Annotated in this window: 16 protein-coding genes; 3 read left to right on the top strand and 13 right to left on the bottom strand. The window is 31.5% G+C overall.

Translation table 4 applies throughout. The annotated features are described in order from the left end of the window. Positions 1–5: 5 nt before the first annotated feature. Positions 6–2885, bottom strand: coding sequence for an OppA family ABC transporter substrate-binding lipoprotein (locus MAG_RS00535; protein WP_011949281.1), 2880 nt, complete (start codon positions 2883–2885; stop codon positions 6–8). 508 nt (positions 2886–3393) lie between these two features. On the opposite strand from MAG_RS00535, the gene MAG_RS00530 reads away from it, so the two are divergent. Together MAG_RS00530 and MAG_RS00525 are read left to right on the top strand one after the other, a co-directional pair. Further along, a complete protein-coding gene (locus tag MAG_RS00530) occupies positions 3394–4293 on the top strand; it encodes an MSC_0882 family membrane protein (RefSeq protein ID WP_011949280.1) in 900 nt (299 codons plus the stop codon). Between the two features lie 14 nt (positions 4294–4307). Next, complete coding sequence (locus tag MAG_RS00525; RefSeq protein WP_011949279.1) at positions 4308–4778, top strand: DJ-1/PfpI family protein; 471 nt, start codon at positions 4308–4310, stop codon at positions 4776–4778. Positions 4779–4911: 133 nt separating this feature from the next. On the opposite strand, the gene rpmB is transcribed toward MAG_RS00525, so the two are convergent. From rpmB to MAG_RS00495, 6 genes are all read right to left on the bottom strand, one after another. Continuing rightward, positions 4912–5118 carry a 50S ribosomal protein L28 gene (gene rpmB / locus MAG_RS00520; protein ID WP_011949278.1) on the bottom strand — a complete coding sequence of 69 codons (207 nt, stop codon included), beginning with the start codon at positions 5116–5118 and terminating at the stop codon, positions 4912–4914. Positions 5119–5311: 193 nt separating this feature from the next. Next, on the bottom strand, positions 5312–6937 hold the full coding sequence (gene lpdA, locus MAG_RS00515; protein ID WP_011949277.1) for a dihydrolipoyl dehydrogenase: 1626 nt from the start codon (positions 6935–6937) through the stop codon (positions 5312–5314). 1 nt (position 6938) lies between these two features. Continuing rightward, positions 6939–7673 (bottom strand): 2-oxo acid dehydrogenase subunit E2, encoded by a 735-nt coding sequence (locus MAG_RS00510; RefSeq protein WP_011949276.1) that lies wholly within the window; start codon positions 7671–7673, stop codon positions 6939–6941. Then, positions 7673–7897 (bottom strand): hypothetical protein, encoded by a 225-nt coding sequence (locus MAG_RS00505; RefSeq protein ID WP_013021762.1) that lies wholly within the window; start codon positions 7895–7897, stop codon positions 7673–7675. Before MAG_RS00505 ends, MAG_RS00510 begins: the two co-directional genes overlap by 1 nt. 139 nt (positions 7898–8036) lie before the next feature. Continuing rightward, complete coding sequence (locus MAG_RS00500) at positions 8037–9023, bottom strand: alpha-ketoacid dehydrogenase subunit beta (protein WP_011949275.1); 987 nt, start codon at positions 9021–9023, stop codon at positions 8037–8039. Between the two features lie 35 nt (positions 9024–9058). Next, complete coding sequence (locus MAG_RS00495) at positions 9059–10150, bottom strand: thiamine pyrophosphate-dependent enzyme (protein ID WP_011949274.1); 1092 nt, start codon at positions 10148–10150, stop codon at positions 9059–9061. 210 nt (positions 10151–10360) lie between these two features. Between MAG_RS00495 and MAG_RS00490 the strand changes: the two genes are divergently transcribed. Beyond that, positions 10361–11050, top strand: coding sequence for an MAG0920 family protein (locus MAG_RS00490; protein ID WP_011949273.1), 690 nt, complete (start codon positions 10361–10363; stop codon positions 11048–11050). Positions 11051–11156: 106 nt separating this feature from the next. Here the strand turns inward: MAG_RS00490 and MAG_RS00485 are convergent, their stop codons facing one another. The 6 genes from MAG_RS00485 to MAG_RS00460 all read right to left on the bottom strand — a co-directional run bounded on the left by MAG_RS00485 (position 11157) and on the right by MAG_RS00460 (position 15667). After that, entirely contained in the window at positions 11157–12080 is a 924-nt protein-coding gene (locus MAG_RS00485; protein ID WP_011949272.1) for an NAD(P)/FAD-dependent oxidoreductase, read from the bottom strand. A 1-nt stretch (position 12081) separates the two neighbouring features. Beyond that, on the bottom strand, positions 12082–13065 hold the full coding sequence (gene lgt, locus MAG_RS00480) for a prolipoprotein diacylglyceryl transferase (RefSeq protein WP_011949271.1): 984 nt from the start codon (positions 13063–13065) through the stop codon (positions 12082–12084). Beyond that, positions 13058–14020: an HPr(Ser) kinase/phosphatase gene (hprK, locus tag MAG_RS00475; protein ID WP_011949270.1), complete on the bottom strand. Its 963-nt coding sequence runs from the start codon at positions 14018–14020 to the stop codon at positions 13058–13060. Before hprK ends, lgt begins: the two co-directional genes overlap by 8 nt. Positions 14021–14154: 134 nt before the next feature. Further along, entirely contained in the window at positions 14155–14544 is a 390-nt protein-coding gene (locus MAG_RS00470; RefSeq protein WP_011949269.1) for a hypothetical protein, read from the bottom strand. A gap of 29 nt (positions 14545–14573) precedes the next feature. Next, positions 14574–15434 carry a ribosome biogenesis GTPase YlqF gene (gene ylqF, locus MAG_RS00465; RefSeq protein WP_011949268.1) on the bottom strand — a complete coding sequence of 287 codons (861 nt, stop codon included), beginning with the start codon at positions 15432–15434 and terminating at the stop codon, positions 14574–14576. After that, positions 15434–15667 carry an MAG0865 family DivIVA-related protein gene (locus MAG_RS00460; RefSeq protein ID WP_013021753.1) on the bottom strand — a complete coding sequence of 78 codons (234 nt, stop codon included), beginning with the start codon at positions 15665–15667 and terminating at the stop codon, positions 15434–15436. The genes ylqF and MAG_RS00460 overlap by 1 nt, the downstream gene beginning before the upstream one ends. Positions 15668–15671: the final 4 nt, after the last annotated feature.

The following is a 15671-nucleotide window of genomic DNA, read 5'->3' as shown; positions in this document are numbered from 1 at the left end:
TTTTATTATTTATTACCACGGATTACAAAGTCCGCAAATCATAAAGCATTTGTACCTGTGTAAGGTCTTGAAAGAGATGGACTTATAAATGAGATAATAAATTGTTCTTTATTTATTAAGAATGCAGGTTCAGGAACTCTACCATAGTAGTTTGTTAATTCATTTGAAAGCGCAATGTTGTCTTCTAGTGTCAAACTTTTTGCATATTTAACAAAGAATTCGGCACTAGCAGCTGAAAGATGTGTTCATTTTTCACTAGTATTGTCATTTTTAACTAATTTTTTGCTGCTATCATCTCATTTGTAGATGCTTGGGTCATCGTTTAATTCAACTCAATATTTGCTTTCAACATCTTTTCACTTGTCAAGTGGAACACTTCATTTAAAACTATTGTTTTTCATAAATTTCACAAATTCTTCAGAAGCTTTAACTAATTGTGGAAAACTCTTTCTTAATGAGTTTTTTAATGCAGTATCAGAGTCAATCAATACCATTACAACTCTAAGTGATGATAGACCTAGGCCGTCATATCCGGCACCTATGTTGTTTACATCATATCTAATTGAGGCAAAGTTTGAATATGAAGTTTGTGAACCAATTGCGCTAACTCATTCTTCTCGTGTATCAAATTTTTTGTAAGTTGCACTAAGTCTTGGATCAAGCGCTTTATATAAGTCAGGGATTCATCTTACTAATTGTTCTAATAATGGTGGGTTAAATGAACCAACATTTCGGTTAATAAGTGTTCATTCTACTTTGTCTTTAGTTGCATCTAAATTGTTCTTTTTGTAGTATTCATCTAAAATCTTCTTAACTTCAGCTTGAATTTCTTTAAACTTAGCTGATTTGAATCTTTCAGCATCACTTTGAACATTTGATTTATCTCTGTTTTCTTTTACAGAAACGGTTGCAACTTTATTTCCTTGCGCGTCAACAAAGAATTGCTCATTGAATTTATCTGCAAATTCTTCAGGTTGAACAATTTTGCCACCTTGATCATTAGTCTCAATTGCTGTATTTGGAGCAATTAAGCTGTATCATGCAGTTTTTTTGTCATTGCTAATGTATTTAGCTAAGTATTCTCAGTTAATTGCTGAGTTAATTAATGTTCTAAATGCTACTGCTGTGCCACCCAATTTATCTTTTAGATTTGTAGGTTTATCGCCTTTTCTAATTTCATCAATTGAAGCACCAAACGCTAATTTTGCAAAATGTTCATTGTAATTAAATTTGGTGTCATTTGTATGTGTTTGTGCGTAAGGAATATATGATGTTAAGAATGTATATGGACTAGTTGTTGGGTTGTTTTCTCTTATGAAGCTTGCACCATAGTCACGTTGTCTGTTGCTAAAGTGATCTAAGTCCTTTTTCTCTAGTAATGACTGAGGAGCAAATGACAATGTTCCTTTTAAGAATTCGTTCTTTACGGCTGTTTTAAAGATGTTTTCGTTTAAAGCATCACCTTGGTATCATGTACGGTATTCTTTAACTTGTTTTGATTCCTTTCACTTAGCAATTGGATCGTCAGCTTTTTCTTTTCTATAATGAGGGTTTAATTTATATGTTTCCTCTCTATTGCTTGGATTTCAACCTGCATAGTAGTATCTACCAGCTGTTAAAATATCTTCTTCATGGAAACCATATCAATATAGTCCGATTTTACTTGCTAATGAGCTTTTGGTACCTTCAAGGATTTTTTTGTACTCTGCTACTACATTATTTTCTGGATTAGCTCTTACTGGTTTAGCTGGAACTTTAGATGGTTCTTTATCATATTCATCTAATAGTTGTGATGGAGCAGCTGAAAAGTCTTGTGAAGTTGCTAGTTGTTCAAAAAGTAAGTCAAATGAGCCTTGTTTACTTTCAGTTAATGGGTTAAATGTTAGTTTGCCATCAACAATAAATTTGCTTTCATCATAGAATTGAGATGAATCAATACTTAAGAATTGGTAAACATATTCATTAGAATATTTTGAACTCTTAGTAAAGAATGTTGAGTTTTGAGTTAGTCATTTTTGATTTATGAATTTGTCAATCTCAGCACTCTTTTTACCATCTTTGTATTCTTGGCCTGCTGAATCTTTCAACAATTTTTCACGTTGTTCAACATTTCTACCTGTTGTTCTTAATCATGAGTAGTAAAAGTCTTTAGGAACAACTTCATATTTAGTTGCTTCGCCTTTATTATTGATTCATTTTTGACCTTTTACAACTTCAAATTGTAGCTTTTTAGCTTTCTTTAACAAATCTTTAAATTGTTTGCTGTTAATACTTTTAGCATTTGATGAAGTTGCTTCATATAATGGGTACTTAAATGTAGCAATATTTTTTCCTTTATGGCTAACTGGCTCACCATCTGGTTGTGGAAACTCATCAACTAGGTCGTTGTCAAATTCATGAACCTTATTATCAGCATCAGTCACAAGAACTTTTGAACCTAATTCTAGTTTATATCTTCAAACAGAAGGACGGGCGTTAACAAATTTTCCGTCAATTGTTTTAATAACAATTGGTGAAAATAACACTTCTTTTCTAAGCAAGATTCCTTGTGCTGATTCTAATGGTGTACTTTGTCATGAACCATAGCTTACAGAACCATCGAATGAATATTCCGATACAGCAGGTCTAGTTCCTGGTGCAGGTGCTCTAAGGATTCCTTTTGCTAATAAATCATTTTTAACTAATGATTCGCTGCTTTCGTAAGCTTTAGATTCTAATTCTAGGTTTCATAATGATTCAGGTTTTCCATCTAGAACACTAGCTCATTTTTTGTAATCTAATTCTTGATATTCATCATTTTGACATCTAGCAGCTACTAGAGGTGTGGCTAAGCCAACTGCTGATGTACCTAAGTATAAGAATAATTTATTTCTTTTTGTTGGCATAATATCCCTTTCTTTTATATACATTAATAAGCCATAACATTTTGCTCTTTTTTATAAAAATTTAAAGCATTGAATATAAATGTATGGCAAAAATATTTAAGGATTTAAAGTTTTAATGTAAGTAAAGATTTAAATTTGTGTTATGAACATATATTTAATAAATAATAGGTAACTTTTATAAAATTGTGCTAAATAAAAGTAGGATTTGCTCCTACTTTTATCTGGTATTACTTATTAATGTATATAAAATGTCTTTTTTATAACCTAATAAATGAGGAGCTAATGGCAAAATTTCATTAAGAAGATCATCTTAATGTTAGCCATAATTGCACGTGCATTATATTGGTTGAATGTATTCATAACGTAATTAATTATAAATAAAAAAATTATTTTGCAACAAAAAAATATTTTTTTACGCTGCATGCTACTATTTATCTAAAAATTAAGCATTCCATTAATACTTAATAATATCTGTTTTATATATAATTTAATTAACATAGAGGTAGTTATGAAATATAGACCAATTCATAATAGAGAAACAATGGAAATTGTGCAAAGTAACAGGGATGTTTCTTTTGCAACTGAAGCAAAAAAATCTTATAGAGATCCGCTTAATCAATTTTCACCTAGAATGTATAAAGTAATAAAATCTGAAAAGAAAATAAAGTCATTCATGATCTTTATGTCTTTATTTATCTTTTTTGCTGCTGTTGCTTTCTTTATTTTGACTTGATTTAAGGTTAAGCCTTTTAGTGCTGGCAAAGACGGTAAGCCACTTGTTGGCTACTTAGTCTTGTTTGCAATCATAATGTTTGTTTCATTTGCAAATGCAATTAAAAATGCAATTGAAAAAAGTCAGTGATCTAACACAGTGCAAAGGCATAGAGATGCTATCTCAGCAGGGGACTATACTTCTAGCTCAACTTTTCACTTAGTTTATAAAAGAATTGTTTTAAAAGATATTAATTTATTATGGCTACTAATTTTTGTGCTTACTTACTTAGGTTTAATAACTTTAATTATTTTTGGTTTATATAAATCAGGAAACTGAGAAGCAGGAAGTAGAGATGGCTCATTTTATATTAATTTAGAATGGCCAAAATGATTAGATAAAAGCTTTAAAAACACACAATTATTTTGTTTAATTTGCACAATAATAATGGCATTATTAATTGTAGCTTATGTAGTTATTAGATTAATTGATAAAAGACGTTTGGATGATATTGGTGACTTTTTTGGTGAAAAGTCAGTGGAAATTCATGAGCAAATTGAAACTGCTAAACATAATCGCAACAAAATGTGAGTAAGAGTATATTTGGTTGTAGTTGCACTAACAATATTTTTGCCCCTCGCTTTAATTTTAGTTGCTATTTGAAGAGGGATTATTAGACGTAAGAAAAGAGTGTAGCTAAAGGAGCTTAAATGAAATTATTAGTAGTAGTTCACAATAAATTCAATGACATGGAGCTTGTTTCTGTCTTGAGTGTATTAAAAAGATCAAAGCAAATTGAAGAAATTACATACTTTAATCCTAGCTATAAGAGTGCAACCGGACAACATGGCATTGTGACGCTTAATTTAGTTAGCGAAGTTGATGAATCTGATTATGATGCAATATTTATTCCTGGTGGCGCAGGTGCTAAGGAATTAAGAGAAGATAAAGAGTCACTTGAAATAATTAGAAATTTCAAAAAGCTAGATAAATATGTTTTTGCAATTTGTGACGCTCCTAATGCACTATATGAAAACGGCATAATTACTGACAATGAAGTTTATAGTTCATTTCCAATTGAAAATATTAATAATACTTGCTCAAAAAACAAAGTGATACTCTTGTGTCACAAAGCAATAAGCTTTTTACAGGTAAGGCAGCTACAGCAGGTACTGAACTAGGACTACTTATAATAATAAAATCACTTTATGGCACTAAGCTCTATACTGAAGTTAAAAACGGCCTTGAAGGTAATTAAAAACAAAACCAAGCTTATAATCGCAGCTTGGTTTTTAATTATTATTAAAATGGTAATTATGCTTGTGCTGAAAGGATACCCTTACGCTTCAATGTCTTAATTGTTTTTGCGCTAACTCTTAGTGTTGTTGGGGTGCCATTACTATTTGCAATAGTAATTTTTTGCAAGTTTACATTGAATTTTCTTTTTGTAGCGATCATTGAGTGAGAACGTAAGTTTCCAACAAGAGGGCCTTTACCATTGAGTTGATCTCTTCTTGCCATATGCGCTCCTTTCATAATTATTTTTTTTAATTCTAGAACTGTATATTTAATATTGTACAATAAAATATTAAAAATGCAATTATAGATTTTAACACATTGCAAGCAGTTTTCTTGTTTTATTTTGCTAGCTTTATTTTAGCTAGATTATAGACAAAATAAAAAGCACTAAGCATATCTTAGTGCTTAAAACAGATTAGCTGTTTTTTCTCTCATTTAATTTTTCAGCAGTTAATTTTGATAAAGCACTTCTAGCAGCTTCTCAAATAATTTCATTAAATGTTGGATGTGGATGAATAATGTGTGTTAAAGCTGTTACACATATTCTTTTTTCGATAGCTACTGCTAATTCAGCAACATAGTCTGTTACATTAGGACCCATTAATGAAGCACCAACAATGTGGCCGTCTTTAAGAACTATTAGTTTTATTAAACCTTTAGTTTCTTCAGCAGCAATTGCTTTACCTAAAGTAGCAAATTTGTATTTAGAAACAATAAAGTCTAAACCAGCTTCTTTAGCTTGATCTTCAGTTAAACCAACTGTAGCAATTTCTGGGCTTGTGTAAATACATGCAGGCACAGGTTTTGTAGCTGGGTCATATGGAATGCCATATATATCTAGAATGTGGTGCACTGCTGTAACAGCGTGAATGTAAGCAACGTGAGCTAACATGTTTTGGTTAGTTACATCACCAATAGCATAAACACCTTTAACATTAGTACGTAAGAATTTGTCAACTTTAACTTCTTTTCTTGCACCTAATTCAATACCAACTTCAGCTAAACCTTCAGATGCTGGAACTCTACCTGTAGCAATAAGAATAACTTCAGCAGTGATTTTTTCTTCTTTGCCATCTTTTGTGTAAACTAAGTTTTCATCATCTTCTAGTTTTGTGCTTGTTGCACCATAAATAACTTCAATTTTTGAATCAGTTTTAAGAATTTTTGCAAATTCGTCAACAATTTCTTTGTCAATACCAGGAAGTAAGCGGTCTTCTCTTTGGATAATGGTTACTTTTGTGCCCATTGATGCATACATTTGTGCAAATTCAACACCAATAACACCACCACCAACGATGACCATTGATGCAGGCAATGACTTATCATTGTTAATAGCTTCACGAGAAGTCATTAATTTGCCACTTTCATAACCTTTTTCAAATCCTTCAAGGAATTTCATTCTGTTTGAGTGGCTACCGGTAGCTAAAATAACGTTTTTACCACGGTAAACTTTGCCATTAACTTCTATTTCTCTTGCACCAACAAATTTAGCAACGCCTTCTTCAGTTTGTACTTTTGAAGCTTTCATTAAGAACTTAACACCGCCTGAAAGCTTAGCAACAACTTTAGCTTTACGTTCATGCATTTTAGCTCATGATTGTTGGTAGTCAATGTTTAAGTCTTCTAAGTTTGCAACTACACCAAATTTAGCTGCATGAATAACTTCTTCTAATGCATGAGTTGATCTAAGCATAGCTTTTGTAGGAATACATCCTATGTTTAAACAAACACCACCTCAGAATTCTTTTTCAACAATTAATGTTTTTAGGCCTGCTTTACCTGCCATTTCAGCAGCTAAATATCCACCAGGGCCTGAACCAACTACTATTAAGTCAAATTCATCAGCAACTTCGCCTTCGTATTTAAGGCCTTCATCTTTTCAAGCTGAGCACTCTTTAGCTTCTGAGCAAGTGCTCTTTGGGCATGATGAATTGCATGATGATTGGCTTGCGCAACTTGAAGCGCAAGATGATTTTGATGCTTCACAACTAGATGCACAGCCTGTAGCACATGACTTTGTGCATTTTGATTCTGCTGTCATATTAAAATTCTCCTAATTGTTCTGGGTTTTCGATTAATTCTTTAATTCTACCTTGGAAACGAGCCATGTCAGCACCGTCAACTCATTGGTGGTCAGCTGCTATTGAAAGGTACATAACTTTTCTGTTTTCAACAGCACCTTCTTTGTTTAATTTTAATTCATCAATGATTGCACCAGTAGCTGAAATAGCTGTGTTGCCTTTGTTCATAATTGGTGAACCAAATAGAACGCCAGCACTACCAACGTTAGTAATTGCAAAACAACCACCGCTCATGTCTGACATTTTTAGTTTTTTGTCTCTAGCAAGAGTTGATAATCTTACAATTTCTTTTTGAATATCAATAATACTTAAGTTTTCAACGCCTCTAATTACAGGCACAAATAGACCAAAAGGTGTGTCAACAGCAATACCAATGTTTAATGTACCTGGGTAGTAAACTTTACCTTCAACACCATCTCATCTAGCAGCAAAAGATGGATATTCACTTAGTGCGATAGCAGAAGCTTTAACTATTCATGATAAAAATGTTAATTTAACATTGTGTTCTGCAAAAACTTTGTCCTTAACTTTTGCACGTAAATTTCAAAGGTTTGTAACATCAGCTTTTAAAACTAATGAACAGTATGCTGATGATTCTAAAACTTCTTTTAAGTTTTTAGCAATAGCCTTACGAATTCCTGAAATAGGAGCTTCTTTTTCTTCTAGCGGTTTAACTTGTGCAAGCTCAACAGCCATTATTTACCTTCTTTTCTTGCTCTAATAGCTCTTTCACGAGGTGTAAGGTTTTCATCATCTTTTGAGCAAGCTCCACTTTCTTTGCATGATGATTCTTTTTTCTTTGGCTTAGCAAATGCAGAAAAATCAAGTAATTCATCTGAAACTTGAATTTGTCCTACAACAGCAGGCGCATCTGCTTTTTTGCAGCTTGACTTTTCTTCGCCAGTGTCTTTAAATAACATATTTACCTCCGTACGGTTATATTTATTATTAAGTTTTTAAATTTAAAAACGTAGATTTAATAAATAAATCTACGTAAATTATAATATAAAACAAAAAGCGCAATCACTTTTTGTCTTATAGTTTAGCTAATGAATTAAATTAGCCTAACATTTCTTCAATAACTTTAGCGATTTGTTCTTTGCCAAAGAAGAATTGTTTTTCTAATACAGGAAGAGGAATTGTAACGTCAGCTGTATTTAATCTTCTTGGTTTAGCAATAAGATCGTCGAAACATTCTTCGTTAACGATTGTAATAATTTCTGAGTTAATTGAAAGTGTTTCAACTGCTTCGGAAATTGCTAGTAAACGACCTGTTTTCTTAACTGAAGAAACTATAGTTTCTTTGTCAAGAGGTTTTAAAGTTCTTAAGTCGATAACTTCGATTGAGTGATCTTTCCCTTTTTCTTGTAATAACTTAAGTGCACCTAATGTTTCATGTAGAACGTGACCATATGCTGTAATTGTCAAGTCTTCACCTGGAACAACAACATTAGCTTTACCAATTTCAATGGTGTAGTATTCAGCAGGGATTTCTTGTTTGAAAGCACGATAGTCATGTTTGTGTTCTAAGAAAATAACTGGGTCATTATCTTCAATAGCTGCTAACATTAAACCTTTTGTGTCATAAGGTGTTGAAGGCATTATAACCTTTAGTCCTGGAACGTGTGAGTAAATTGCTTCAAGAGCTTCTGAGTGGTGTTCAAGAGCTTTAACCCCACCACCACAAGGCATTCTAACAACCATTGGACATGAGTAAACACCGTGTGATCTTGTTCTATAACGAGCAGCGTTTGTAAAGATTTGGTTCATAGCTGGGAATGAGAAACCTGAGAATTGAATTTCAACAACTGGTCTAAGACCTGCAGCTGAAGCACCAACAGCTGATCCTGCTATACCACCTTCAGAAATTGGTGAGTCTCATACTCTTTGGTCGCCATATTTCTTTTGAAGACCTTCAGTAGCACGGAATACACCACCTTCAAAACCTGCATCTTCACCATAAATAACTACATTAGGGAATTTTTCCATTGCTAAGTCTAATGCGTGATTTAAGGCACCAATGTTATTTAATGAAATTTTTTCCATTATATATCTCCTTTAAAAATCAAAAATGGGAACAATTATTTTTCAAATAATTTTCTGTTTGTTTCTTTTTGTCTTACTAAGTCTGCAGGTAATTTTTCGTATGTGTAGTCGTAAATGTGATCAAATGTTGTACCTTCACATAACTCTTTTGAAAGAGCATATGCAGCTTTAGCTTCTTCAGCAGCAGCTTCTGATCAAACTTTAATGTCTTCTTCAGTAATAAGTTTTTCTGAAAGAAGGTAAGCTTCGATACGGTGGAATGGTTCTCATTTTTCTTTTTCCATTTCTAGTTCTCTAGAACGGTAAACTCTAGGGTTGTCACTAGTTGTATGTTGACCTTGACGTCAGGTAACCATTTCAACTAAAACAGGACCATTTCCTTCTCTTACGTAGTAATAAACTTCTTCCATAACTTCGTTAACAGCAATTAAGTCATTACCATCTACACGAACACCTGGCATGTCGTATGACTTAGCTCTTTGTGAAAGTGTTTTAACAATGTAACTGTTGTGTTCAGGAACAGAAATTGCTCATTGGTTGTTCATAACAACTGTAACAAGTGGTCATTTACGAACTGAAGCCATGTTTAATCCTTCATGGAATTCACCTTCGTTTGTTCCGCCGTTACCGATTGTAACCATAGCTAAAGCTTTTTTGCCTTGGTATTTTAAAGCTTGTGCAACACCAGCAGCAATAGGAACTTGTGAACCAATAACAACGTGGATAGGCAATGTGTTTGTGCCAGCAAATGCTGAACCAATTTCAGAACCTTGTCAGTATGAATAAATTTTATCCATTGAAATACCACGTGCTAATTGAGTTGGTAATACACGGTAGTGTGGAATAAATCAGTCTTCCTTGTTAAGATTAAAACCAATACCTGTTAAAGCAGCTTCTTCACCTAAAGCAGGCGCAAAAGTACCTAAACGACCAGTTTTTTGTAATGTTAATGAGTATAGGTCTCATTGACGAGATCTAATCATGTTTTTGTACATTTCAACTAGTTTTTTCTTGGTTTCTGCTGATGGTTTGAATTCTTGAATTAGTTTTCCATCAACGTCAAGAAAACGAACTGTTTCATTTGGGTCGCTAACAGCATGACCTGGTTTAACATATTTATAATTCATTCGCTTCTCCTATAATTGAATAAATAATCTCAAATTTAATCGCAATTTTGCATGCTAATTTAATAGAGATATTAATATTATACTTATATTGACTAAAAATATTTAAAAATGTAATTTTTGCCATTTTTTTGCTACCATAAATAGATTTATGCAAAATAAAAGTATAATTTGACTTTAATTAATTGTTGTTAAAAAGCGAATGAATTTACTATGCAAAATATGTCTTTAATTTTATTTATTGTCTCTGTTTCATTAACGTTTTTAAGCGGACTAGCTGTTTATATTTTGGTGTCTTTAAATTGATATAAATTTAATAGTTATCGCTATGCTTTTGTTAAGTCATCAGTTATTTACAATAAGCAAAAAGTGAGAGAAAGTTATATTGAAGATTTGCTAAAATCATTTAAAAATATTGTGATTTATTTTGCCTGCTGTTCGCTTTTAAATCTTTTTGGAATTATCACTTTTATTTACTCATTTATAGCAAAAATAAATACAGCTATAACTTGATATCAATTTATGTGCTTTTTAGCCTTTGCAATCTTTGTTTATATAGCTATTTCTACAGCTATGCAGGTAGGTGACATTAAAAAATGGAAAGTGTCTAATAATGCTATTTCACAGGATTATTTGATTGAAAATACAATTAAAAAGGATACTGAAATTATGCAGATGAAGCTGCCTAAAAATGAATTAAAATTAATTGCTTTTTCAGGCAGAAGAAGAATTAGTTTTTACATAAAATTGTCTAAAAATTTTGAAACAAAATCTTTTGAAGATCAGCAGGAGGAAATTTACAACAAGCTAATTTTAGACTTTGAAAAAACTAAGTTTGAAAATGGAACTATTATAAACATTAATATGTTTAAAGCAATATTTAGCAAATATGAAATTATTTAGTAATGTTTATCTACTACTATAAAAAAGTTGTTTTGGTAAATTGAGAACTCTAAGAATGTGCATAAAAAAATTAGGTGCAGGCCTAATTTTTGTTCTTGGTTTTTGCTTACTTTAATGAATTTCAGATTTCTTTAGCGGCTATAGCTCCGTCAGAAGCAGCTGTTACTATTTGACGAATTTCTTTGTCCCTAATGTCGCCAACTGCATAAATACCTTCGACTACAGTTTGCATTTTATCGTTTGTTTTTATATAACCTTTTTCATTTGTTATGTTTAAATCTTTAGCAAACTCTGATGTAGGAATAAAACCAATCATTGGGAATAAACCATCACAATCTAGTGTTGTGATTTTACCATCTTTGCCTATTAAATTGATCTTTTCGACAAATTCATTGCCTTCTAAACTCTTGATGTAGGTGTTTGGAATAAGTGTAATTCTTGGTTCAGCTTTTACTTTTTCAACAGTTATATCTTCAGCGTAAAATTTATCGCTTCTTGTGATTAAAGTGATTTTGTCAGTAAATGAAGTTAAGTATAATGCTTCTTCAAAAGCAGAATTACCGTCACCTAAAACAAAAACATTTTTGCCTCTAAATAATGGGCCATCGCATACAGCACAATAGCTAATGCCTTTTTTATCAAATTTAGCAAAATTTTCAATGTCAGTAGGCTTACGATTTACTAAACCAGTAGCTATAATAACTGTCTTAGTTGAGATAATATCACCATTTTTTAATACTACTTCTTGTAATAAAGGATTAACATGTTTAATTGAAACTATTTCAGCGCTTTTAAACTTGGCACCAAAAGCCATAGCGTGAGAATATAAGGTATTTGAAAGCTCAAACCCGCTTATTTTTTTAAATCCTAGTCAGTTTTCTACTTCAGATGTTGAGTTAATTTTGCCCCCTGGCACTTCTTTTTCAACAATTAATGTTCTTAAACCACTTCTTGATGCATATAATGCTGCATTAAGTCCGCCTGGGCCAGCGCCAATAATAACTACATCATACATTGCTTCATTACTCATTTTAAGATACCACCTTTGTTATTGGTTTTGAGTTTTTTGTCTTAATTCTAGTTTTTTCAATTCAAGCAATATATTCTTCAGGGTGGGCATATTGATAAATAAATCTGCCTCTCTTTCACTCTCTTACATAATGAGTTGGATTAAAGAACTGGAAGAATATAAATGCAATTCCGCCTAAAACAGCAAATGCATAAGCAGCACCAACATAAATCGCTTGTCTATAATCTCTTAATGGCTCCATAGCAATACGTACTAGACCATATCATACAAAGTATAAAGGAGCTGTTGCACCTGGTTTTAGTAATGACATTTGATTAATAACTCATACTAAAATTATATATGCAAATAAGTTAACTATTGATTCGTACAAGAACAATGGATATCTATAACCAGTTCCACTTTCGTCTTTTAAGAACATATTTTCAGCAAAAGCCCTACCAAAAATTAATGAACTAGCGCCGCTGTAATCTATTCTTCCATAAACTTCATGGTTAGCATAGTTACCTCAACGACCAATAACTTGTCCAATTAATATTGTAGGGATAATAATGTCACATGCTTTTCTAATGTCAATTTTGTCTCTTTTGAAATATACATAAGTAAGGTCAACCACAACAGCAAGCACAACCCCACCTTGAATACTAAGTCCACCTTCCCAGACTTTATATCAATTACGCCAGTTGTAATTTGGATTATTTATTGCCTGGTCAACTTCGTTTCAAATACGAGAACCTAAAATAGCCATCGGAATTGTTAAAAAGATTAAAGTAAGTAAAATTTCTCATTCATATTTTGCTCGTCTTCAAAAAATAACAATTGTTAAAATTGCTGCAATCATACCAAGCATCATTGTTAGCGAATAAGTATGAATTGGCAATGAACCAATACGGAATAATACACTGGCTTCATTAGCAATCTTGCCCGCTTCAGGTGTTCAAACACCGGGGTAAACATGTCAGTCACCTATTTTTTCAGCATTATTCATATTCTCCTCCTTTATCTGTTTCGTTTTCAAGTTCAATTGACCTTGATGCAAGTAAGGATAATGCATCAAAACCTTCTTTTTTTGCCTTAAAAGCAATCACAGCAGCTTCAATTAATGAAGAAACTGATGCACCTTCTTTTATAGGAACTTGAACCTTAGGAATTCTGCCACCTAACACATTGTAAAACATTTCTCTGTCGCCTAATCTGTCTAATTTATCATAGTTTACGTCAGCTTTATCAACTAATTCTACACATAAACTTATGACTGTACCGCGTGTTACTGACTTAACTCCATATAATTGCATTATACTAATTAATCCAGTTCCTCTTACTTCTAATAAATCTTTAGTTAGATGTGGACTGGAACCATAATAATTAGCCCCTATATGTTTAACTAAAACTGCATCATCAGCAATGAATAAATGGCCTCTTTGAATAAGCTCGTGAGTGGCTTCAGATTTGCCAATGCCAGATTGGCCAACAATCAGTACTCCTATGCCATGAATTGAAACTAAGCATGCATGAACTTGTGTTTCTTCAGAATAAAAATCGCTTAAATATGTACCAATTGTAGAAGTTATTTTAGAAGTGCTTTTATCAGAAATATATAAAGGAACTTTATATTCATTGCATACATTTTCAATAACTTCATATTGGTTAGCCAAAACCCCTTTAGATAAGATTAATAATGGTGGCTCAACTGACAATATTCTTCTAAGTAGTGAAATAAAATCTTGTTTTGATAATGTATCAAAATATAAAGATTCTTTAGTTCCCCAGCAAATAACATTTTCGCTATATCTTTTGTTGTCTATAATTCCGGCTATTTCTAGCCCAAGTCTATGAATTGATGGCAAATTTATGTCTCTGTACTTTAAATCATGGTCAGCATTGACTAATTTAATTTCAAATTTATTAATGATTTTGGAAACATTTATTACTTTGTTAGACATCTTTTCCCCTGTTGCATTATTATTTTAATTATATATAAATAATTAAATGCTTAAAATGTCAATTTGCCATTAGACTTGTTTTCTAAAATGCCTGTAAATTAAGCATATTGGAAAAATTAAGTCATTAAGTAATCTTAACTTGAATAATCTATATAGCTGTGTGGATATTTTTTACAACCGGCTTTAACATATTTTCTTACTCAGTGTTTTGCTTTTATTTCATCATCTTTATCTATAGCAATTATTGTTTTGTGCAAATAAACTTTTATTACTATAAATCAGAGCGATAAGCTTATAATAAGTGGAAATAAAACATTGACAACAACTAATGAAATGATATTAGAAACATTCATTTCAAGTCTTGCAATAATAACATCTGACCAAATCATTAAACCTAAAAGCACTAAAATGATTGGGAAAATGCTCCGATATGACATATGAACATCTCTTTTCATTGTAAGCTTATTAACTTTAATAACATCATATCAGACATTTATTTTCTCTTCAAGTGTGTATTTTTTCATAATTTATCTTTCGATTAACAAAATAAAAGTTAATCAAATGTTACTCCTTTTAGGTTTCTAACTCAGTTTATAAAATGAGAATAAACTTTATTAAAATCATGTTTATTATTTTTTGTATAACCCTTTAAAACAGCAATTTTGGTCAAAATATTGTATGTTTTTACTTCATCTAAATTATTTAATTTTTCATCACTTAAATTAAACTCATTTTTAAGTAACTGTGGATAATAATCAGCCATTACTTTCAAAAAATTAGTAAAAATAAACTTTTGAGGAAAAATACTTGTTTCTATCGAACCAATCATTGCTAATTTAGTTGCAGCATATTGATTAGTTAATTTTGGAAGCAAAATACCAGGAGTGTCCATAAAAAAGAAATTGTCTACAACAACTCATTTTTTTGCTCTAGTTACTCCAGGATAGTTAGCAACTTGAAGACTTTTTTTGCTAGATAACAAGTTAATTAAGGTACTCTTTCCAGCATTTGGTATGCCCATAACAAAAGCTTTGATCCTTGAATTTATAAGTCCTTTGGCTTTATCTTTTGCAACTTTATCTGCAGTTATTTTTTTAAGCTTGTTTATTATGATATTTTTGCTCTTTGGATTTCTTAAATCTAATCATAATATCATTGAAGATCCAAATCTTTTTTCTATTGCGCTTTTTTTAGAAACATCCATTAAGTCACTTTTAGTAACTATAAATAATCTTGGTTTATTGGGCGAAATGGAATCAAAATCTTCATTGTAACTACTAATTGGACACCTAGCATCTAAAACAATAATAAAAACATCAGCTAGTGACGCGTTTTCTTTAATTTCACGCATTCCTTTAGCCATATGTCCAGGATATCAGTTTATTAATTGTTGGTTGTCAGTATCAATATTCATTATTTACTTTCGTTTTTTAATAAAGATATTTCAGATTCTAATTCTGTTATTTCATTTTGGTGTTTAGAAGCTATTTCTTGTTGTTTGGCTTTATATAACTCAATTTCTGATTCTAAATTATTTATTTTGTCTCAAAGTGTGTTTATATATGTATTCACTTCAGTGACTGAATAGCCATTTAGCTCTCTAGAAAATTTTTTAGTTTGGTAACTTTCATTCAATTTTTTTTGCATTTTA

The sequence above is a fragment of the Mycoplasmopsis agalactiae PG2 genome, from assembly GCF_000063605.1.
Taxonomy (GTDB): Bacteria; Bacillota_I; Bacilli_A; order Mycoplasmatales; family Metamycoplasmataceae; genus Mycoplasmopsis; species Mycoplasmopsis agalactiae.
Note: the sequence above shows the minus strand (reverse complement) of the source record. Positions and strands in the feature narration are given on the sequence as shown.